The sequence below is a fragment of the Ornithinibacillus sp. 4-3 genome (assembly GCF_040958695.1).
Taxonomy (GTDB): domain Bacteria; phylum Bacillota; class Bacilli; order Bacillales; family Amphibacillaceae; genus CALAMD01.
This window is the reverse complement of the sequence record NZ_CP162599.1, coordinates 315124-336742: the sequence shown is the minus strand read 5'-3', so window position 1 is coordinate 336742 and position 21619 is coordinate 315124. Positions and strand designations below refer to the sequence as shown.

General features: G+C 36.2%; 17 protein-coding genes and 5 tRNA genes. 4 read left to right on the top strand and 18 right to left on the bottom strand.

Annotated features, from left to right (window positions below; translation table 11 throughout):
- Positions 1 to 4 precede the first annotated feature (4 nt).
- A complete protein-coding gene (locus tag AB4Y30_RS01780) occupies positions 5 to 1240 on the top strand; it encodes a serpin family protein (protein ID WP_368653806.1) in 1236 nt (411 codons plus the stop codon).
- A 40-nt stretch (positions 1241 to 1280) separates the two neighbouring features.
- On the opposite strand, the gene AB4Y30_RS01775 is transcribed toward AB4Y30_RS01780, so the two are convergent.
- The gene (locus tag AB4Y30_RS01775; RefSeq protein ID WP_368653805.1) at positions 1281 to 2795 is read right to left on the bottom strand and encodes a DHA2 family efflux MFS transporter permease subunit; all 1515 of its coding nucleotides are present in this window, start codon (positions 2793 to 2795) and stop codon (positions 1281 to 1283) included.
- Between the two features lie 172 nt (positions 2796 to 2967).
- On the opposite strand from AB4Y30_RS01775, the gene AB4Y30_RS01770 reads away from it, so the two are divergent.
- Entirely contained in the window at positions 2968 to 3846 is an 879-nt protein-coding gene (locus tag AB4Y30_RS01770; protein WP_368653804.1) for a TetR/AcrR family transcriptional regulator, read from the top strand.
- A 357-nt stretch (positions 3847 to 4203) separates the two neighbouring features.
- Here the strand turns inward: AB4Y30_RS01770 and glmM are convergent, their stop codons facing one another.
- The 3 genes from glmM to cdaA form a co-directional block, all read right to left on the bottom strand.
- The gene (gene glmM, locus AB4Y30_RS01765) at positions 4204 to 5553 is read right to left on the bottom strand and encodes a phosphoglucosamine mutase (RefSeq protein WP_368653803.1); all 1350 of its coding nucleotides are present in this window, start codon (positions 5551 to 5553) and stop codon (positions 4204 to 4206) included.
- Positions 5554 to 5618: 65 nt separating this feature from the next.
- Positions 5619 to 6845 (bottom strand): YbbR-like domain-containing protein, encoded by a 1227-nt coding sequence (locus tag AB4Y30_RS01760; RefSeq protein WP_368653802.1) that lies wholly within the window; start codon positions 6843 to 6845, stop codon positions 5619 to 5621.
- Positions 6835 to 7656 carry a diadenylate cyclase CdaA gene (cdaA, locus tag AB4Y30_RS01755; RefSeq protein WP_368653801.1) on the bottom strand — a complete coding sequence of 274 codons (822 nt, stop codon included), beginning with the start codon at positions 7654 to 7656 and terminating at the stop codon, positions 6835 to 6837. The genes AB4Y30_RS01760 and cdaA overlap by 11 nt, the downstream gene beginning before the upstream one ends.
- A gap of 239 nt (positions 7657 to 7895) precedes the next feature.
- Here cdaA and AB4Y30_RS01750 point away from each other — a divergent pair, with 239 nt between their 5' ends.
- Positions 7896 to 8081, top strand: coding sequence for a Spo0E family sporulation regulatory protein-aspartic acid phosphatase (locus tag AB4Y30_RS01750; protein WP_368653800.1), 186 nt, complete (start codon positions 7896 to 7898; stop codon positions 8079 to 8081).
- A gap of 149 nt (positions 8082 to 8230) precedes the next feature.
- On the opposite strand, the gene rocF is transcribed toward AB4Y30_RS01750, so the two are convergent.
- From rocF to AB4Y30_RS01690, 12 genes are all read right to left on the bottom strand, one after another.
- Positions 8231 to 9127: an arginase gene (gene rocF / locus AB4Y30_RS01745; RefSeq protein WP_368653799.1), complete on the bottom strand. Its 897-nt coding sequence runs from the start codon at positions 9125 to 9127 to the stop codon at positions 8231 to 8233.
- Positions 9128 to 9430: 303 nt separating this feature from the next.
- Positions 9431 to 11545, bottom strand: coding sequence for an MMPL family transporter (locus AB4Y30_RS01740; protein ID WP_368653798.1), 2115 nt, complete (start codon positions 11543 to 11545; stop codon positions 9431 to 9433).
- Between the two features lie 296 nt (positions 11546 to 11841).
- Entirely contained in the window at positions 11842 to 12942 is a 1101-nt protein-coding gene (locus AB4Y30_RS01735) for a phosphomevalonate kinase (RefSeq protein ID WP_368653797.1), read from the bottom strand.
- 12 nt (positions 12943 to 12954) lie between these two features.
- The gene (mvaD, locus tag AB4Y30_RS01730) at positions 12955 to 13932 is read right to left on the bottom strand and encodes a diphosphomevalonate decarboxylase (protein ID WP_368653796.1); all 978 of its coding nucleotides are present in this window, start codon (positions 13930 to 13932) and stop codon (positions 12955 to 12957) included.
- Positions 13933 to 13951: 19 nt separating this feature from the next.
- On the bottom strand, positions 13952 to 14932 hold the full coding sequence (gene mvk, locus AB4Y30_RS01725; RefSeq protein ID WP_368653795.1) for a mevalonate kinase: 981 nt from the start codon (positions 14930 to 14932) through the stop codon (positions 13952 to 13954).
- Positions 14922 to 16217, bottom strand: coding sequence for a hydroxymethylglutaryl-CoA reductase, degradative (locus tag AB4Y30_RS01720; RefSeq protein WP_368653794.1), 1296 nt, complete (start codon positions 16215 to 16217; stop codon positions 14922 to 14924). The genes mvk and AB4Y30_RS01720 overlap by 11 nt, the downstream gene beginning before the upstream one ends.
- A gap of 512 nt (positions 16218 to 16729) precedes the next feature.
- Positions 16730 to 16802, bottom strand: a tRNA-Lys gene (locus tag AB4Y30_RS01715).
- A gap of 107 nt (positions 16803 to 16909) precedes the next feature.
- Positions 16910 to 16984, bottom strand: a tRNA-Gln gene (locus tag AB4Y30_RS01710).
- A 27-nt stretch (positions 16985 to 17011) separates the two neighbouring features.
- Positions 17012 to 17093, bottom strand: a tRNA-Tyr gene (locus AB4Y30_RS01705).
- A gap of 48 nt (positions 17094 to 17141) precedes the next feature.
- Positions 17142 to 17217, bottom strand: a tRNA-Thr gene (locus AB4Y30_RS01700).
- 34 nt (positions 17218 to 17251) lie between these two features.
- Positions 17252 to 17323 (bottom strand) — tRNA-Glu (locus AB4Y30_RS01695).
- 153 nt (positions 17324 to 17476) lie between these two features.
- On the bottom strand, positions 17477 to 17632 hold the full coding sequence (locus tag AB4Y30_RS01690; protein WP_368653793.1) for a DUF1540 domain-containing protein: 156 nt from the start codon (positions 17630 to 17632) through the stop codon (positions 17477 to 17479).
- A gap of 138 nt (positions 17633 to 17770) precedes the next feature.
- Here AB4Y30_RS01690 and fabI point away from each other — a divergent pair, with 138 nt between their 5' ends.
- Positions 17771 to 18544, top strand: coding sequence for an enoyl-ACP reductase FabI (gene fabI / locus AB4Y30_RS01685; RefSeq protein ID WP_368653792.1), 774 nt, complete (start codon positions 17771 to 17773; stop codon positions 18542 to 18544).
- A 94-nt stretch (positions 18545 to 18638) separates the two neighbouring features.
- Here fabI and AB4Y30_RS01680 read toward each other — a convergent pair whose 3' ends face one another.
- Complete coding sequence (locus AB4Y30_RS01680) at positions 18639 to 19613, bottom strand: AbgT family transporter (protein ID WP_368655146.1); 975 nt, start codon at positions 19611 to 19613, stop codon at positions 18639 to 18641.
- A 90-nt stretch (positions 19614 to 19703) separates the two neighbouring features.
- Positions 19704 to 21287 carry an ABC transporter substrate-binding protein gene (locus AB4Y30_RS01675; protein ID WP_368653791.1) on the bottom strand — a complete coding sequence of 528 codons (1584 nt, stop codon included), beginning with the start codon at positions 21285 to 21287 and terminating at the stop codon, positions 19704 to 19706.
- Between the last annotated feature and the right edge of the window lie 332 nt (positions 21288 to 21619).

The window sequence follows — 21619 nt, the reverse complement described above, 5'->3', positions numbered from 1 at the left end:
TATGATGAAAAAAATAGGAATCCTTTTTATTATCCTTATGACCTTTACAACAGCCTGTGGAACAACAGAAAATAACACAGGTGAAGATAAAAATACACAGCAAAACGCTGAAAAGGCTGATTATATGAAACTTATCTCCGCAAATAATAATCTCGGATTTCAAATGATCCATAATTTGACAGCTAAGGAGCAGGATAATGTTTTCATTTCTCCTACAAGCTTAATGATTGCTTTATCTATGCTCTATAACGGAGCAGATGGGGATACGAAAGAAGAAATTGCAAATCTATTAACAGAAAAACAAATGCAGATAGAGGAATTAAATAAGGCAAACGCTTCTCTAATGAACTTGCTTACAAAAGCATCAGAGGAAATAGAGCTAAATATCGCAAACTCTATCTGGTTAAATAAAGATTTTCATTTTACAGAGGCATTCGCTGAACAAATAGAAAGCTATTATCAGGCAGAACTTGAGGAAATTGATGTATTAGATGCGAAAACTCCTGATCTAATTAATGATTGGGTAGCTAATGCAACAAATGATAAAATATCAGAAATCATCGATGGACCATTGGACCAAGATACGGTCGCTTATTTAATCAACACTATTTATTTCAACGGAGCTTGGACAGATTCCTTCGATGAAGCATTAACAACAGAACATCCATTCTATGGAGACGAGGATCAAGAAGTGGAACTTCCATTCATGACAATGACGAAGGAATTTCCTTATTTAGAGAACGACCTTTTTCAAGCAATAAAAATCCCTTATGGTGACGGGGAAATGAATATGAATATATTTCTCCCTAAAGAAGAGGTGGGATTAGATACATTTTCTGAACAATTAACAATAGAAAACTGGGAAACATGGGATACAGAATTCGAATCAAAGGAAGGTACATTATTCTTACCAAAATTCACTTTAGAATATGAAATCACTTTAAATGATCTATTACAGGAATTAGGCATCACTACTGCTTTTGACCCGAATCAAGCTAATTTCTCAAACATGGTACAAGAAGATAAGGAGCTTTGGTTAAGCCAAGTCAAACAGAAAACATTTATAGATATCCATGAAAAAGGTACAGAAGCCGCTGGAGCAACTTCAGCTGAAATAAAAACAACATCTATGCCAATAGATGGACCTTTTTATATGGAAGTTAACCGACCGTTTTATCTAATGATTACAGATGATACGAACGCTATTTTATTTATGGGAGCAATCTATCAGCCTGAGTAAATCAAAAGCTGGCATGAACTTAATCATGCCAGCTTTTGATTTATTCTTTTTCTGTTTCCTTTTCATCTGCAAAAGGTTGGATCGGGATTTCTGGTGGTTTAACCCGTTTAATAAAGAATGCAAGGATTAACGCGACAGCTGTGATAAGTGTAGCGATAAAAAATGAAAAATTAATTCCATCTAACATTGCGGTTTTGCCTATATCCATATTGAACACCATTAATTCTGTTGCATCAGTAGGTACTTCTCCTGCCGCTTGCGCTTCTGCAAATAAAGTTTCCCCTACTTGCTCAGACTTTTTGGTCATGATGGTTAATAATAAAGCAGAACCAATTGCACCTGAAATCTGCTGCAATGTGTTATTCATTGCTGTACCGTGTGGGTTAGACATCATTGGTAATTGATTTAATCCATTTGTCATTACTGGCATCATAACTAGAGCCATTCCAAGCATTCGGATTGTATAAATCATCATTAAATAATAATACCCTGATTCAAATGTTAAATTACTTAATAAATAAGTAGCAGTAAGTGTAATGGCTAATCCGGTAACTGCTAATCCTCTTGCTCCAAATTTATCAAATAATCTTCCCGTTATTGGCGACATAAGCCCCATTATTACTGCACCAGGCAACATTAAAATCCCCGAGTGAAAAGGTGAGATTTCACGAACTGTTTGTACATAGAGCGGGGTTAAAATCATCCCTGAAAACATCGCCATGGACAATACAATGGATATAACAGATGAAAGAGCAAACATCGGGTGTTTATAAATGCGAAAATCCAGCATTGGTTCATCCATTTTCAACTGACGAAGAATAAACACAGTTAAGGAAATTGCTCCAATTATAATTGGCCCGTACACAAAGAACTTGGTCCAGCCATGCTCACCTGCCATACTAAATCCATATAGCATTCCACCAAATCCAATACTAGATAGAATAAGTGAAATAATATCTAAAGAGATAGCACGGTTTGGCGTTACATTTTTCAATTTAAAAATAGCAAACACTAAGATGGCAATAGAAAACGGTAAAATAATCATAAATAATGTTTGCCATGAATAATGCTCAATAATCCAACCAGATAATGTTGGACCAATTGCCGGTGCTGTGAACATTACTAGACCGAAGAATCCCATTGCTGTTCCTCGTTTTTCCACTGGGAAAACCGTTAGCATAATGTTCATTAATAATGGCATAATCATTGCAGATCCACTAGCTTGAATCATACGTGCTAATACAATTAACCAAAATGTAGGTGCAAAAATAGCTAATGCAGTTCCTAACGTGAATAACGTCATTGCAATAATAAATAAACTTCTATTCGTAAATTTTTGGACAAAAAAAGCACTTGCCGGTATTAAGATTCCATTAATCAACATATATCCTGTAGTTAACCACTGAACTATAGATGGCTTTACATCAAACTCTTCCATAATTGTTGGCAATGCAATATTCAATAGTGTGTTATTTAATAAAGTAATAAATCCCCCAATAAAAAGAATGAAAACCATTCCATATGGGGGATTCTTTTGTAATTCTTTGATGTCCATCCATCATCCCTCTTTCAAACAAATCGTTCCTAAAATTTTAAACTCCTTAACAAATTTTATACCTCTAGTACAAATAAATCAATAGCTTAATTCTAAATTGCAAAAAATATTGATATTACAATATTTTAAATGTAAAATACCTTTATACCTATAGTCCAAAAGGAAGATGAAAATGCAGAATCGTAAACAACAAGTTATTATTGCAGCGCTAAATTTATTCCAAAAAAAGGGATATGCAGCAACTTCTATACAAGATATTATTGAAGCATCAAATATTTCTAAAGGTACATTTTATAATTATTTTTCTTCTAAAAATGAATTTTCAAAAGCCCTTCTTGAATATGCTGATCAAGAAGAAACCTGGCGTAGAAAAGAACTACTGATTGGAAAGGACAAACAGAATAAGGAGATTTTTGCTAAGCAAATACTCCTACGAATTGAGATTAGTCGTGAATTTAATCTATTGTCTATATTTGAGGCTATTTTTCATTCAGAAGAAGTTGAGCTAAAAGAATATGTAGAACGTCGTTTTCTTGTGTATTTAACTTGGTTACGTGAGCGTTTCATTGATATTTATGGGAAAGAAGCAGAAGATTATGCCAATGATGGAGCTATAATATTTTATAGTATTATTCAAAATATGGCTCGTTTGAGTAAAGCAATTTCTACAGAGAAAGTTGATTTCCCCAAGCTTATCTCCTTTGCCCTAAGAAGAATGGATACATTATTTGCCGATATGATTAAAGAAAAGGATCATTTTCTACCAACATGCGCTTTCGCAAAAGCTCATGTGAAAACTGTCCCTACAAAAGAAGAAATCATCTCTCAGATACAACAGCTCATAAATAAACCAAAGAATGAATTACAAGAACAGCGAAATGAAATACTTTCATTCCTGATCACGGAGCTAAGTACAGAGAAACCACGGTTTATTTTAATCGAATCAACTACCAAAACACTTCGGACCATTGCAGAAAAAACAACGTTGCAATATGATATGAGACAGTTGATTACAAATATTTTTGCATATATAGAAGATCGAAAAAATTAAATAACTTTTATTATTTTATCCATCATAAAAGCTCCTATCCAAAAATAGGAGCTTTTATCATTAAGTAAGAAAGCATATAAAATTTACGCAAATTAATGTTTATTCAGAGTTAGTCATGTCTAGCTCCAAGTGCCAAAAACTAAGATATTTCACGTCACACCCCAACTTGGATACCCCTAAAGGGGGCATGTTTCCTTTATCTCGAGGGTAAAGGAAGTTCGACTAACGTCGAAGCCCCCAAAGAACGTGGGCGCAATCTCTACGTTTTTACGACGCACAGGACGTGCTAGTGCAGGACGTTGTGCCCGTGACGTCGCGTTCTTAGCCTGTAAGGGCGTAACTTTCATTTTTCGTTCTTTATTCTTTTATACCTAGAAGATCATCAATTACTTGAGCAATTTGGGCTGCATGGTCTTCACACGCCTCTGGCGATGGAGCCTCAACCATTACTCTGACTAATGGCTCTGTTCCAGATGGTCGTACAAGAATACGGCCTGAATCTCCTAATTCCGCTTCCGTTTCCGCAATTTTAGCTTGGATAGTTGGATCATTCAATGCTCTTTCTTTATCTGTTACACGGACATTTTTTAATACCTGCGGATATACTGTCATCTCACTAGCTAATTCTGATAAAGGCTTACCTGTAACTTTCATCACATTAACTAGCTGAATCGCAGTTAACATTCCATCTCCACATGTGCTGAAGTCAAGAAAAATAATATGCCCCGACTGTTCTCCACCTAAGTTGAAACCGCCATTGCGCATTTCTTCCATTACATAACGATCACCAACAGCTGTTTTCTCACTCTTTATTCCAGCTTCTTCTAAGGCCTTATAAAATCCCAAATTACTCATCACTGTAGAAACAACAGAATGCTTGTGTAAAAAGCCTTTTTCATTCATGTATTTTGCGCAAATAAACATGATTTGATCGCCATCAACAATATTTCCTTTTTCATCTACAGCAATCAAACGATCCCCATCACCATCAAATGCTAGTCCAATATCTGCCTTCTTTTCTACAACAAATTCTTGTAGCTTCTCCGGATGCGTGGAACCAACACCATCATTGATATTTAATCCATTTGGTGATGAACCAATTGCTGAGATATCTGCTTCTAAATCTGCAAACAAATGCGTTGCAATACCAGAAGTTGCACCATGTGCACAATCTAATGCAATATGTAACCCTTCAAAGTCATTAGGTGCCGTGTCTTTTAAATAAGAGAGATATTTCTGCGCACCCTCAAAATAATCATTAGCAACACCTACATCTTCTCCTGTAGGACGTGGAAGATTGTCTTCTTCACTGTCTAATAGCGCTTCAATTTCCAATTCCTGTTCATCAGAAAGCTTAAAGCCGTCTGGTCCGAAAAATTTAATTCCATTATCGCCTACTGGATTATGGGATGCTGAAATCATTATTCCCAAACTCGCACTATTTGCTTTCGTTAAATAAGCGACACCAGGGGTTGAAATAACCCCTAGTCGCATTACTTCTGCACCAATAGACAATAATCCAGCGATTAACGCTCCTTCTAACATATGACCAGAAATTCTCGTGTCTCTGCCAATTAATACTTTTGGCTTTTCAACTTCCTTTGTTAAGGCATATCCACCAACACGGCCTAGCTTAAAAGCTAATTCTGGAGTAAGCCCTTCATTGGCAACTCCTCTTATTCCGTCGGTTCCAAAATATTTGCCCATTTATACCTCTCCTTTTTAATCAGCGGCTAAGATGAACGTAAGAAAAATTCCTGTTATTCTTAAACTTACTGCACTCTTACCCTTACTTTTCCATCTTCTGATGTATATTCCATATCATCTGGACCCTCAATATCAACTGCTAACTGATGGTCTCCTGCTACTAATCCTTCAATATTTACAGATACTTTAATTTGATCAGCTGATAAGTCATCAATCACCTTATCGCTTCCAACTGCACGAATAGTAATTCTCTCATTTGTAGGTTCCAAGAATTCGAATGACTGATCATCCGTTTTCTTTACACTAATTGCCATGTCTTCAAATAGTTTAGGCTTTGCTAATTCAACATCGATGGCAATATTCTCTTCATTTACCACAGTATTCTCTGGTAAATCTAGTTTTACCTCTATTTCACCAGATTCATTCAGCTCTGATAAATCAATTTCCTCTGTATTAATCTGTTCAATTTCTGCTAAAGCTGCTCTTGAACCAAATACTTCTACCTCATTTGCACTAGCCTCTGCAGAAATTAGTTCAAATCCTTCAGGTAATTCACCTGTTGTATTTACTTCAATCGGCACTGTCTTGCTATTTTGTTGAATATCTACCGAAACAACTACTGAAGTCGGCTCAATTCGTACATTTAAACCATTTCCTTGGCTATCATATACATTTACTGGCACTTCTCTATTCGTTACAGATTCTCTTAATCCAGATACATCAATATACGCTTTAACCATTGCCACTTGATCCACTACACTTCTTGAACTAATAATTTGTACTGTTTCAGGTTCAATTGTTACTTCGCCCAATTCATAGCCTGTTGGCAATTGGTCTTGATTAATAAAGTCAACTGTCACTGGAAACTCTTCCATGGCTCTTTCTTCTATTCGAATAACAATTGTTTTTGGATCAATATACACGTTAATATCTTCAGAAATTCTCGAATGCTCTATGTTTACTGTATGTGTTCCTTCACCTAAGTCAGTTAAATCTACAAAGACATCAAAGTTCCGCTGCATTACTGTAGAAGTAAGTATTGCGGTTGGTCCTTCTAAAGAAACTGTAACATACTCTGGCACACCACTAACTACATATTTTTCACTATCAATACGAATATCAAGCGGGATATCATTTAGAGTTTGTGTTTCCTCAGAAGCAGATGGAATTCGGGATTCAGATTGTGATTGTGATGTTGTTACTTCAATATTTACAAATACATAGATAAGTATTGCAAAAGCTAAAGATACAGCACGCACAAACCATTTACTATTAAACCATTTATCCATCATTTTTACCCCTCCAATTCCACATTTTTTTCTCAGGGGTCTTCGCACTTATTGATAAATTCGTTACTAAATATTCACGTAGCTGTTCTAAATTTAACTCTCTACGTAGCTCACCATTTTTTGTACAAGAAATATTTCCTGTCTCTTCAGAAACAGTTATTGTTAATGCATCTGTTACTTCACTAATCCCAACTGCTGCCCGGTGTCTAGTTCCTAATTCTTTAGAAATAAATGGGCTTTCTGATAATGGAAGATAGCAAGCCGCAGCAACTATCTGATCGTTTTTCACAATTACCGCTCCATCATGCAAAGGTGTGTTTGGTGTAAAAATATTTGTTAATAATTGCTGAGTCAGTTGACCATTAATTGGTATTCCTGTCTCTGCATAATCATCTATTCCTGTTTCACGTTCAATCGTAATAATCGCACCGATACGACGCTTGGCCATATAATTACATGAAGCCACAATAGCATCTATCGTGTTTTCTAACATTTCTTCTACGGATTTATGACTTCTAGAAAAAATACTTCCCCGACCTAGTTGTTCTAGCGCACGTCGTAATTCAGGTTGGAACAAAATGATGATTGCTAGGAATCCCCATAGGATCGCTTGGTTTGTAATATATTGGAGGGTTTGTAAATCAAGAATGACACTAGCCATCCTTACCCCTAGAACAATAACAATTCCTTTTAATAATTGAATTGCTTTCGTTCCCCTGATCAACATGATCAATTTATATAAAACATACCAGACGAGAGTAACATCGACAACTATTCGAATAATATTTAAAATATTTAAATCCCCATCAAGCATGTTCACACATCCTTACTTCCCCTGTCCGTTTTAAATTATATCATCCTATATTATAACATATTCTATTCTCAACTTCGTCTGAAATACTACAGTTGAAATATATTAATTTAAAAATGTAGTTTCTTATTTTGATTTTTATGTTTAAAATATTTCTGAATCATAAATAATATAAAAAACTATTGTTTATAGTTGCAATTAGCTGGGTAATTCCATAGTATATTCTCAAAGGAGGGGTACCAATGCGTAAATCCATACTGAAAAAAATTGAACAAGTTCGGGAAGAAATGTTGATTTTGAGTGATTTACACGGAATGTCCTCGGAAATTGTCCTCCAAACAAGTAAACGACTTGATGGTTTGATTAATGAGTATCAGCATATTATAAAAAATGAAGATAAATCAAAACAATGTAACATCAATTCTTAAAACAAAAGATTTATAAATAGCTTTCCAAATAAAGCAAATGTCCCTTATTTTTTACTTATCAAAAGGTAATAAGATTAGGGACTTATGTTTTTCTTGGAAAAGTAATAAACCAGCTCCTTACCCAGCAGCTGGCATAAAATATTAATTATTTATTTTAATTTTTCACCAAATAAAGAGCCTACTAATGCTACAGCTAATGTAGCAGTTTTATTGCGATTATCTAAAATAGGGTTAACCTCTACAAACTCCGCTGAAACGAGGAAGTTTGCTTCTGCAAGCATTTCCATCGCCAAATGGCTTTCACGATAAGTCATTCCACCTAACACAGGAGTCCCAACACCTGGAGCTTCTGAAGGATCTAATCCATCTAAATCAAGACTTAGATGAACACCGTCCACACGTCCCTTCAAAAATTCGATAGCTTCCTCCATCACTTTTGGCATTCCCATACGATCAATTTCATGCATCGTATATACACGAACTCCGATCTCTTCAATCAACTCTTTTTCTGGTTCGTCTAGAGCACGTGCACCAATAATAACAACGTTTTCCGGCTTAATTTTTGGAGCATATCCTAATACATTAGTCAGATGTTTATCACCAAGACCTAAATTTGCTGCTAAAGGCATCCCATGAATATTTCCAGTTGGTGATGTTGTATCTGTATTTAAATCACCATGCGCATCATACCAAATAACACCTAAATTATCATAATGCTTTGCAACACCAGCAAGTGTACCTATCGCGATACTATGGTCTCCACCTAACACAAGTGGAAAATGGCCTTTCTCTTTTTCCTGATCCACCATCTTCGCTAATAATTCACTTGCTTCTGCTACTTGATTTAAATTACGTAATTTCTTGTTTTGTTCTTCCTTAGAATCAGGTCGAGAAATTGCAATATCTCCTAAATCGGCAATTTGATAATTTAAATTTTCTAACCTTTCAACCAATCCCGCATAGCGAATCGCACTAGGACCCATATCTACTCCACGGCGACTTTGGCCTAAATCCATCGGCACTCCAATAATTGAAATTTTTTTCATCATAAAAGCCTCCCCTCTATATCTCTTATTTTACCTAATAAAGGGTCGCTGACTCAACTCGACAAAACATTGCATATATATACAATCATTTCCTGGGAAATGACAAGAAAACAGATTTATTTTCTATGGGATAAGAAAGTATAAAAGTTTGCAAAAATTTATTCTCATTCAGAGCTAGCGCTGTCTAGCTTCGAGCGCCAAAAACGTAGAGATTTCGCGTCACGCCCTACAATAAGTCAACATCGGTTCGTTACCTCACCGTGTTTCCTTTATCTCGGTTGCGCCACTCCAATCTCTACGTTTTTAACCGGACGCTCTGCGCTTTTCGTTCTCCTTTTCAAAAAGAACCAATAACCCTGGCATTAATATCCCTCGAATCAAGAAAGTATCCATTAATATTCCTAAAGCAACAATAAATCCAAATACAAAAAGTACTTCGACTGGCTGTGTCATCAATACAGCAAAGGTAGCGGCAAGAACAATTCCAGCAGATGAAATTACTCCTCCAGTATGAGCAACAGCAATCTGTACTGCTTCTTTAACAGAATGAAGCCTTCTTTCCTCTAAATAACGTGATACAAGAAATATATTATAATCAATCCCTAAAGCCACAAGGAAGACAAAGGCATACACAGGTACCCTATTGCTAATCGTATCAATATCAAATAGTATATTTACCAAAAATATTCCTAAACCTAAAGCAGCTCCAAAGGAGAATAAAATTGTCCCCATCATAAACAAAGTAATTCGGAATGACCTTGTTAAAAAGATAAGCATACTAAAAATTAATATTGTTTCTAAAACTACAATAAGGATTAAATCTCGATTACTTACAGAACGTTGATCCAATGTATAAGCTGTTTCTCCTGCAAAATGAAGTTCACCTTTTAATTCTGCATCACTAATGATGTCATTAGATTTTTCTCTGATGGATTGCAGTGCATCTATTGTGACTACATCATATGGACCCTCTGCAAAGGTTAAACGATACAATATAGCTTGCTCATCTTCCGATATATTATTAATACTTACTGTACTTACTAAATCTTGTTCTTGAAGTTGTTGCATGATGATCTGACGGTCTTCTTCGGAAATAGCCTTATCAGACTCCCATAGCACAGATGTTGGAGCTAAGTCTCCTTTATCAAAGCGTTCCTCAAGAACTTCATAACCTAAACGGGAAGGCATATCTTCTGGAAAAGACTTCATCGTATCAAATTCATTATTTATATTTAATAAATTAAATGCTGATAACAATAAAAACCCAAGCACAATAATAACAGAACCTACTGGCTTCCTAACAACCAAAGAGCCAACCTTACTCCAAAATGAACTTGCCTTCATATGCTCATCACCAACACGAGGAATTTTTGGCCAGAAGGAAGTACGTCCGAAAATCGTAAATAAAGCAGGAACTAAGGTGATGGCAGCTATCATAACAATTAATACTGCCACACTGAAAATAGGACCAAAATTCCGGTAATCGCCAAATTGAGCGAAAAATAAAATGAGCATCGCTAATAAAATTGTCGTTCCTGAATAGAAAATAGGAACACCAATTTCACGCATTGCTAGACGCATCGCCTCGTATTTATTCTCATGCTTCTTCAATTCTTCCTGAAAGCGAGAGAAAATAAACAAAGAATAATCAATAATAACCGCAAATAATAAAATCATCATAATCGATAAAGATTGACTTGCTAATTCAATACCAGCTACGCCTATAAAACCAAGTGTTTGATTAACCACCTGGTAAACAAATCCAGCTGCAAGCAATGGAATTAATGCTAATAATGGAGATCGATAGGTGAAAATTAATAGAACAAGAATAATTCCTACTGTAGAAAATAAAAGCACAAAATCTGCTCGGCTAAATAAATTCGATGTGTCTACAGCAATACCGGCCGGACCCGTAATGTACATTGGAATATCGGATTCTTTTTCAGCAATATTGTAAATATGTTCTAAAACTACTTTAATTTCCTTTGTATCTAAATCTGCCGTTAGCGTGAACGGCACAAAACCAGCTTTCTTATCTTCAGATAGAAAATTGCCGAGTGCTTCAGGCGGTAATTTTGCTAGTGGCACTATTTCCTTGATTTCTTTAATTTTCGCTTCCTCAATTGCTGTGACAATCGGTACAAGTTCTTCTGCTGTTATTTCGCCATTCTCAGATTCCCACACAAGAATAGCTGGTATACCATCTACATCTACAAAATACTCTTCTATTTTTTTCTCCGCAATCACAGAAGCTTTATCTGCCGGGAGTAACGTACTGAGACTAGATACTTTATAATCCTTAGGGTTGGGTGAAAATAATGTTAATAAAATAGCAATAACGACCCAAGCAATAACAGTCAACCATGCACCTTTCATCGTGGAAACATTATTCGTAATTCTATGAACAATCTTTTTCATCATGTTCCAGCTCCTTATTGTATCTTTACCTATCTTCTTTCCATATTATACCTCTATACTCCTTTTATAGAAGAAAGATAAAAATTATGACTCTCTTTTCTTGATGGAGAGTGTTAAACATTTACCACATTGTAACTTGCCTAACTTCGAGCGTGTGAATTAGAAAGAGGTTAAACCCATGAAATATTGCTGTAAATAATATTTCACTTGATTATTTAGATAATAAAAAACACTTGATAGTGTAGCAATAACTACGACCTATCAAGTGTCTTAACGCTCAAATCGGTGAATATATGTTAAATTACATGTGCCCCTAGTGGATAAATATTCATTTCTAATGGGAAGATTCCTGCTTCTTGCCATAACTCTTTCAATCTATCAGCTTCATTCTCCGTCGAAACAAAGGCAATCCCGCAGTCTCCGCCACCAGCCCCAGAAGATTTCCCTGCTCCATCTAATTGTTCTGCACGATCTCCGAGTTCTTCTAATAATGGAGTCTCAATCGCCGTGTTTGCATGCTTTCCTAATGTAACTAAAGCTGCACGATTTTTCCTAATCCCTTGAAACACAAGAGACATATCCTCTGTTTTCAATCCTTTTGCAAACAGCCCCACAGCTATTTTACTTTCCTTTAGGAAATTCTGATATTGTGTTTCATTTTCTGTTTGTAGCTTCTTTACATTTTTTACAAGATGAGAGGTAGAAGCTGGCGAACCTGTCCAGCCAACACATAATAATAATGTTTTTGGCACTTCAATTGTTTCTATCCGTAAGCATGGCCACTCCTTATTCACAAGTGACTGCACTGAATCAAGCTGTATAATTTCATGATATAACCAATTTCCGTCAAAGGCATAATAATTCACCAATCCACCATATGTTGAAGCCGCTATATCAGCGCAAGAGCCATTTCCCTGTATGCTAAAATGGGTAATTGCTGCTAATTTAAAAATAACATCCTTCGCCGGTTCCCCTGGTAAGAATTTTGTTAGAATAGCCGTAACTACACCTGTAACAACAGCCGCACTTGAGCCGAGACCATATTTAACTCCTGGACGATCATCTAACTCACTACGAACCGCTAAAGAAAATGGAGTGGTTTTAATATTTTGCTCATGCAAATAATTCAATGTTATTGTCATTGCTTCTTGTACAAAACGAATTCGCTTATCATCTGATAACACCGTCACACGCTTATTCGCATAACTCCAGTTTAATTGGTCTAACTGAAAACTTTCTAAAGTTAAAGAGCCTTCTTCGCTAGTCTCGCAAGTTACATAAATAAAACGATTTACTGCTGTTACAACTAAAGGCTGATGAGGTTCCAATACAGCAAACTCACCAGCCAGCATTAATTTCCCAGGAACCTTTATACAGAATCGCCCTTGTGGTTTCAAATTCCTCAACTCCTACAAATAGGATATTCCTTGCCCAGGTTTACTCAAAGTCACATTGGATACACCAGGAATCTCACGTAGAATCTGTTCTATTTTCGATTCATATTCTGGTAAATAAAGTACTTTGACATTTGGTCCAGCATCAATTGTAAAATATGCTGGAATACCCATTGCGCGGATTTCACGAACTTTTTGCATTACTCTCATTGTCTTATCTAACCAATAAGTAAATGGCGGGTCTGCTCCTAATGTTGTGGCATGCATTTTCAAGCAGTTCGATTCAGCAATTGCTCCAACTTTTTCAAAATCTTTAACGATAATTCCTTGTTTTATTTCTGCTAAATCATGTGGAACAGCCGATAACCAGCCTTCGTAAAACACAGAAGTATCAACCGTACGCTTCATGCCAACACGACTAGAAATGTCTTTCATTGTATCGGATAAAACAACCGCTGCCATTCGCACATCCCAATGATCAGGTGGCACGATAGGAACAGCAAAGGAATCAGAACCGTCTTCCTTCTCACCCATTTGCCATTCCGCAAAGCCACCATAAATCGAGCGACAAGCTGAACCTGAGCCTTGACGAGTAATTTTCGAAAGTTCCTCATCACTAATATCTAGATTTAATGCTTTAGTAGCCGCTCCTGCTAATGCTGCAAAACCAGATGCAGAGGATGCAAAGCCCGCAGCTGTCGGCACATGATTAATCGAATGAACATCTGCATATACATTCGGTATCCCTGCATGATCACGAATTAGCTGTAAAAATTTTGAAACACGATCATATTGATTACCAGTAATTGTTGTACCATTTAATGAGAAAGTATCCTCTGTTAATTCTTCATTAAAATTAACTGTTGTTTCTGTATAAAAGCCATCTAAGGTTAAAGATAAGCTGCTATTTGTTGGTAGGATAAGCTTTTCATTTCTTTTACCCCAATACTTGATTAAGGCAATATTCGTATGTGCCTTTGCTGTTGCCTTCATCATGCTATCCCCTTTTTACCTATTTCATTACTTCTTCATTTTCCTCTTTTTTACGTAATACGAATGACCAAACTGCATGAGCACCAAGCTTTTTCAATTTCTCCATTAGTTGATGGGAATGTAGCTCATTCTCTGCTAACGCAATAATACAGCCCCCATTACCACTACCAGTGAGTTTAGCTCCTAATGCACCTTCTTGGAGCGCATAATAAATCAAACGATTCAGTCCAGCATCACTTATTCCTAATGCTTCTAGCTCTTTCTGCGCTTCATTTAATAACTGACCTAATAATTGTTTACTTGCTTTCTCTAACGCATCACGTACTTGATGTGTAATTTCCCCTAAACGCTCAAATTTTTCTTGAATTTTCTGAGGTGCTTTCTTTAGTAGTCTTGTCACTGAGTCAATTGCAGAACGGGTATCTGCCATTCTCCCTGTGTCTGCCACTATAAAATGAAAATCACTTTTCGGTTTAATATATCCAACAGGAGACTCTTTCTCAAACCAAACAGGACAATCAGATGTAATTGTTAATGAATCTATTCCACTTGGGGAACCATGGGCATGCTTTTCCGATACATTTGCTAGATGAAGCAATTGATCCATTGTATATTCCCGTTCCACATAAGAAAATAGAGATTTTACAACTGCTATCGCTACAGATGCACTAGAACCTAACCCTTTTCCTGGCGGGATAGATGAACGGATGCGAATTAATAAATCCTGACATGGTAAGTCTAGTACACGCAGTGTTTCTTTAATACATGCAACAATTCCATCCAAAGAAGCTGGAGCTGAATCAATAGGTCCGTGATAAAATGTACTATCAATTTTCACAGCACCTAAAACATATTCCACTTCTGATTCTACTCCCACTAACGGGAATGGAACTGCAATTGCTGGTTGACCATGTACTACTGCATGTTCACCAACTAAAATTAGCTTACTATGAGCTACACCGACAGCTACTTTTTCAGTTCTAATTTTTTCAATGCTCATTTTTGTATTCTCCCAATAATTGTTCAGCCTTTCCGACACGGATATCCTTCAGCTTAACAAGTTCATTAGCAATGATATCCACTAATTCCCCTGTCGCTCCTGCTGCAATCGCTACAGAGCGAGAATGGAGCGCCATATGCCCCTTTTGGATACCATCTGTTACCAAAGCCTTTAATGCACCTAAATTTTGCGCTAATCCAACTGCTACAATAATTTGTGCTAGTTGCCCTGCTGATTCAATACCAAGAATTTTATGTGCTAATTTTGCCATTGGATGAACTCGTATGGAGCCTCCAACAATTCCTATAGACATTGGTAATTCCAGTTCACCAACAAGATTCCCTGCTTCATCTGCATACCATTTTGTCATCGAACTGTACTGCCCACTTCTAGCTGCATAAGCATGTGCCGCAGCTTCGACTGCACGCCAGTCATTTCCGGTTGCAATAACTACAGGATCAATACCATTCATAATTCCTTTATTATGTGTCACTGCACGATATGGATCTGCAGCAGCAAATTCATATGCATGAATAACTCCATCTCTTACTTCTTCACCTGTGAACCCTTCAGAACCAAGTAAATGTGTTGGAATCACACATTTTGCACGTGCGAGGCAACGATCAGTTAAATTCGATAAAATTCGTAAATATACTTTTCCCTCTGCAATACGTTCTATTTCTGGCGCAACAGATTCCACCATCGTATTAATGATGTTTGCACCCATTGCATCACATGTATTGATATAAATATGCAGAACTAACATTTTATTGTAAGTAGATTCTGCATCCTCATTTAAAATTCGAATGTCAATATCATTCGCACCGCCACCCCTAGCAACAATACTTGGGTAAGCTTTATTTGCTTCTTTTATAATAAATTCTTTTTCACGCATTAACGCCTCTTTCGCTGCATGAAAATCTGAACAACCTACTACTTGAATTTGCCCAATCATCACTCTGTCTGTCGCCTCTGTCTGAAAACCTCCAGCGTCACGGACAATTTTTGCAATATAACTTGCCGATGCAACAATAGATGGTTCCTCTACAGCCATAGGAATTGCATATTCTTTATCATTAATGAGGAAGTTAAGTCCTAGTCCAAGTGGAAGCGGATAAGTTCCAATGACATTCTCAATCATCTTATCTGCTGTCTCAACAGCTAATGTCTCTCTAGAAGCTAACTCCTTAACATCCTCTTCAGAAAAAGAATGCAATTGAGCAATAAGCTCTCTACGTTCATCAATAGACATTTTATAAAAACCAGGAATTCTAGAAGTTGTCATGGTATCGCATCCTTTATATTTTCAGATAGATCAATTAAAGTTATTCTTATAATTAAGCATTTATTTGTCGTGTCTCAGAATGGATGATGTATACGTAGTTCCATATAATCCACTAGAGAGCTAGTTATTTTTACACGAATTCATTCTCTGCAAAGTGCCATACTAGTTAATATCAAGGATTCGCCTTTAGTATGACTATAAATTTGTATCTCCCTTTAGAAACAGTAAACATAATTCTTCATTTTAAATTCAAAGAAAATGAAATAAAATTACTGCTTCTATTATGTAAAAGAATGACCTAAAATGCAAATAAACAAGGCTATCTCCTACTAGAGTCACCTTGCTTACCATTTTTTCCATATTCATATCTAAAGAAAACTTGACAAGCCCAGCCAATAAAGGCTAAGGTTTGACTTAGCTATACACCATTAACATAGATTACAATCATAACCTTTGAACAACGGTGATACTAGAGTATCCTTTTTGTCGTGCTTCTTTGTTAAAAAATGTAGTGAGCCATGAAGGACTCGAACCTTCGACTCTCTGGTTAAAAGCCAGATGCTCTACCAACTGAGCTAATGGCTCATTTTTGTTAATCTTACTTTCATGATATCCAGCGTTCATCTAAACAGACCTTACATTAGATTGTTTATGCAAAAAATATATACTTCACTTAAAAATAGACATAAAAATGGCTGGGCTACAAGGATTCGAACCTTGGAGTGACGGGACCAAAACCCGTTGCCTTACCGCTTGGCTATAGCCCAACTGTGAAAAAAATATAATATAAAGTATGGAGGGGGGCAGATTCGAACTGCCGAACCCGATGGGAGCGGATTTACAGTCCGCCGCGTTTAGCCACTTCGCTACCCCTCCGTATTATTAACCACATTTTTCATTTTATTCAATTTAAAATAAAAAAAATGGTGCCGGCCAGAGGACTTGAACCCCCAACCTACTGATTACAAGTCAGTTGCTCTACCAATTGAGCTAGACCGGCACATATACTTATTAAAAAATAAGTATAATGGTTATGACCCGTACGGGATTCGAACCCGTGTTACCGCCGTGAAAGGGCGGTGTCTTAACCGCTTGACCAACGGGCCATGTATAAAAAGCCAACAAAATTTATTATATATAGCTTCAACTGTTTTGTAAAGAGAATATTTCTATTTTCTAGTAATTTTTTTACGTTTTTTTACATATACTCATAAAGCGGCGTCTCCACACTTTTTTAAGCTAGAGACGCCTGTTTTAACTTATGATTTAGGAACAAATGTCTTACAATCTGTTTCTGAGCTATGAGAAGCTTCATTCCCAAGCTGACTAACTACATAAATAGAATCTGCACCACATTTATTCCCATTTTCCCAGAAGAAGCAACTTGAAACTGCACAAAGAACATCCTGTGCCAAACCCATCACCTCCTCATTACTTATTATGAACGAAATACATATCATCCATACATTAGGCTAAGAGTAATAAAGTAGAGCATCGCGAAATTCTTTCAAATAAGATATAATGTTATACATATTTATCTTGGAGGTGCTCAAGTGTCAGGTTTATTACAAGGAAAGAATATAGTTGTTATGGGTGTTGCTAATGAGCGAAGCATTGCCTGGGGGATTACGAAGTCTCTGCATCAAGCAGGTGCTAACTTAATTTTCACAAATAGACAAGAACGTTCGCAACAAAAATTAATAAAATTATTAGAAGATAATAGCATCACACCTAAGCTCGTAGTTTCATGTGATGTAGCTAGTGATGAAAGTATAGTTGAAGCTTTCTCTGAAATTAAAGAGAAAGTAGGAATTATTCATGGTGTAGTTCATTCTGTAGCTTTTGCAAGCCGTGATGATTTAAAAGGCACATTTGCTGATACATCACGTGATGGCTTTTTATTAGCTCAGAATATTAGTTCATATTCACTCGTTGCAGTTACAAGAGAAGCTAGAAAACTAATGACTGAAGGCGGAAGCATCGTAACACAGTCTTACATAGGAGCTGAACGCGTTGTGAAAAATTACAACGTGATGGGAGTAGCTAAAGCTTCCCTTGAAGCAAGTGTAAGATACTTAGCTGAAGATGTAGGAAAAGATGGAATCCGCGTAAATGCTATTTCTGCAGGACCAATTCGTACACTATCCGCAAAAGGTGTATCTGGCTTTAATGAAATTAATGCAGTAATTGAAGAAAAAGCTCCACTACGTAGAAATGTAGATCAAGACCAAGTAGGAGATGCTACATTATTCTTCATCAGTGACCTTTCAAGAGGTATTACTGGAGAAGTACTACATGTCGACTCTGGTTTTCATATTATCGGTTAAAAATATAAAAAGGTCTCGTTAGGTACCCTCCCAAAAACTAGATTTATTCCTCTATTTTTTGGAAGACAGTACCTCGAGACCTTTTTTCTTTTATTTATAAATGTGTGTATACACCAGGTCCAAATGGTAAACCTGTGAAATAGAAAATTAGAATTAGCACAATCCAAGTTAATAAAAATCCAAGAGAATATGGAATCATCAATGCCATGTACGTACCAATATTAGCTTTTTTATCATATTTTTGCATTAATGTTAAAATAATAATCATTAATGGATATAAAGGTGTAACAATGTTTGTCGATGAATCTGCAATTCTGTATGCTACCTGGATAAATCCTGGATGATATCCTAGCTGCATAAACATTGGGATAAATACCGGCGCTTCAATAGCCCATTTCGCTGATCCTGATGTAATCAAGAAATTTAAACATGCTGTAAATAAAATATAACCAAGAATCAATGGTAATCCTGTAAAGTTAATACTTGTTAAAAATTCTGCACCGTTAACAGCTAACCATGTCCCAATATTTGACCAGTTAAAATATGCAATAAATTGTGCAATGGCAAATACTAAAACGATATAGCCTGACATATCTTTAATTGCTTCTCCCATGTACTTACTCACGTCTTTACCAGACTTGATCTTCTCTACAGTAATTCCATAAGCAAGTCCCACAAGAATGAATAATATTAAGATAAGTGGAACAATCCCATCAATAAATGGGGAGTCTGCAATTCCACCTGTTTCACTTCTTAACGGACTATTCGGAAGCATAAGTACTACAAAAATTAGTAACATATATCCTCCACCTGCAAGTACTGCATTACGCAATGCTTTTCCAGCTTTCGGATGGTCCTCAACATCATCCTCTTCCACCTTATCGCCTTCGTATTTCCCTAAACGAGGTTCAATAAATTTTGAGGTAATCAGACCACCAACAACGGTTAAAACAAAAACAGATACTATATTGAAATACCAGTTTGACAATGGACTAACAACCATTGAATCATCAAGAATTCTAACTGCCTCAGTAGAAATACCTGCTAATAAAACATCCGTCCCTGCAATAAAAAGTCAGCTATCGATTAATAATCGATAGCTGACTCTCAAAAGTATTTTTCTTTCCTAATCATTACACGGAATATTTTTTAATGCTATTTATTCACTAACAGATGTATTCCAGAATACACCACCTAGAAACTCTGAAAATCCTTGTACTTTATCTGTTGTAGCAACAATCTCATCAAACTTACCTAAAATAGTAGCAGGTAAATATTCATCCCATAAGAATCCTTCAATTTCATTCCAAATTTCTTTAGCTTCCTCTTGAGAAGCTGCAACATTTAACTCTTGAAGTGACTCTGTAATATATGGATCACTTGTCCAACCAGCCCAATTAGGATTTAATAAAACATGTTTTGTTGGCGTTGCAAAGAAAGGACCAGATGCTGTTAAAATCTCCCAGTTTTCTGGATCTTCTCTACGTTCAGTCAATGTTGGCCAATCAAAAACTTCAAGCTCCACATTCATACCAATAGCATCTAACTGTTCCTTCATTACTACAGCTGCATTATACTGTCTATCATAATCACGAGAGGTAAGAATTCGAACTAATTCCCCATCATATCCAGCTTCTTCAAGTAATTGTTTTGCTTTTTCTGGATCATTTTGATTATAAGCATCTAAACCAGCATCACTATACCAATTCTCTGAGCTATTATTCATATATCCTGGGTCTAGCTCATAAAAATCAGTATTTGCAAAAGCAGCATGCATTACACTTTCTAAATCAAAAGCTGCATTTACAGCTTGTCTCATTTTAGGGTCAGCAAATACACCTTGTGCCTTATTGTAAACTGCCCATTGAGTTCCATATTCAAATGTTATAACTTCTACATTATCCGCAGCCATTAATTGATCATAATTATCATATGGCGCATTTGTAATCACATCATATTCACCACTCTGTATCCCAGCAATTCGCGTAGAAGCATCTGGTACAAACACGAAATAGATATCATCTAGTAAAGCTTCCTTCGCTCCACTTAGACCATCAGTTGGTGCATCAACTGGTTGATAATCTCCAAATGCAGACAATTGAATATGTTGGTCTTGTACCCATTCAGTAAATTTAAATGGACCTGTTCCAATAAATTCAGTCACACCTGTGCTATCTGCATTTTCAACAATATCCTTTGGCATAATAGCCGCTAGTAAGCTAGGGTCAGCAAGAATATCTAGTGTATCAATTTTTGGTTCTTCTAAAATCATTTCTACTGTATAATCATCAACTTTTTCGAATACAGCTCCATCTAACCCTACATTCGTTACTTCAATCCAACGATTCATTGAAGCAACAACATCGTCTGCAGTCATTTCGTTTCCGTTATGAAATTGAACTCCTTCTCTTAGGTGAAATGTATATGTTTTACCATCATCACTTAAGTCAAAAGAATCAACTAACATTGGAGTAGGCTGAAATGTTTCGTTTTGAGTAAAAAGCGTTTCAAATACATTTCTCATAATAAATGGTGCCATCGTTGCAGTTGTAATATGCGTGTCAATAGTAGGCGGTTGAGCATGTACAGCTACTCTCATTTCTCCACCAGCAACTACCTCTTGATTATCCGCTCCACCATTTGATTCATCAGCAGAATTATCATCGTCCGATTCTGAATTACATGCGACTAGCATAGACAACATAAATGCTAAAACCATCGCATAAACTACTTTCATTTTCATAAAAATCTAACCCCCCGTTTTTAATTACTTATTTCTTCAAATTTATATAAAAACAAGCCAAGTTTTTATAAAGAAGAGTCAGCTATTTAAAGTACAAACTACCTTTAAATAATCAATTAAAATATTCCGATATCTCGAAAAAAGAAATACCTTACTATTATAAACTATTCATACAAATTATCCAGCTACTTTTACTAAAGTTTCCTGTTATTAAAGCATTTTAACCAAGAAAATGTTATGATTCAAATTTCTTGAAACTCTGGATCTTATAACCATAAAAAATACGCCCTACATAATAGGACGCATTATAAAAAGTGCCACGTGGGCGCTAT

Excerpts from the sequence above, each read along its gene's own strand:
- AB4Y30_RS01780 (WP_368653806.1), top strand. The coding sequence starts at position 5 with ATGAAAAAAATAGGAATCCTTTTTATTATCCTTATGACCTTTACAACA.
- AB4Y30_RS01775 (WP_368653805.1), bottom strand. The coding sequence starts at position 2,795 with ATGGACATCAAAGAATTACAAAAGAATCCCCCATATGGAATGGTTTTC.
- AB4Y30_RS01770 (WP_368653804.1), top strand. The coding sequence starts at position 2,968 with ATGCAGAATCGTAAACAACAAGTTATTATTGCAGCGCTAAATTTATTC.
- glmM (WP_368653803.1), bottom strand. The coding sequence starts at position 5,553 with ATGGGCAAATATTTTGGAACCGACGGAATAAGAGGAGTTGCCAATGAA.
- AB4Y30_RS01760 (WP_368653802.1), bottom strand. The coding sequence starts at position 6,845 with ATGATGGATAAATGGTTTAATAGTAAATGGTTTGTGCGTGCTGTATCT.
- cdaA (WP_368653801.1), bottom strand. The coding sequence starts at position 7,656 with ATGCTTGATGGGGATTTAAATATTTTAAATATTATTCGAATAGTTGTC.
- AB4Y30_RS01750 (WP_368653800.1), top strand. The coding sequence starts at position 7,896 with ATGCGTAAATCCATACTGAAAAAAATTGAACAAGTTCGGGAAGAAATG.
- rocF (WP_368653799.1), bottom strand. The coding sequence starts at position 9,127 with ATGAAAAAAATTTCAATTATTGGAGTGCCGATGGATTTAGGCCAAAGT.
- AB4Y30_RS01740 (WP_368653798.1), bottom strand. The coding sequence starts at position 11,545 with ATGAAAAAGATTGTTCATAGAATTACGAATAATGTTTCCACGATGAAA.
- mvaD (WP_368653796.1), bottom strand. The coding sequence starts at position 13,932 with ATGAAGGCAACAGCAAAGGCACATACGAATATTGCCTTAATCAAGTAT.
- mvk (WP_368653795.1), bottom strand. The coding sequence starts at position 14,932 with ATGAGCATTGAAAAAATTAGAACTGAAAAAGTAGCTGTCGGTGTAGCT.
- AB4Y30_RS01720 (WP_368653794.1), bottom strand. The coding sequence starts at position 16,217 with ATGACAACTTCTAGAATTCCTGGTTTTTATAAAATGTCTATTGATGAA.
- AB4Y30_RS01675 (WP_368653791.1), bottom strand. The coding sequence starts at position 21,287 with ATGAAAATGAAAGTAGTTTATGCGATGGTTTTAGCATTTATGTTGTCT.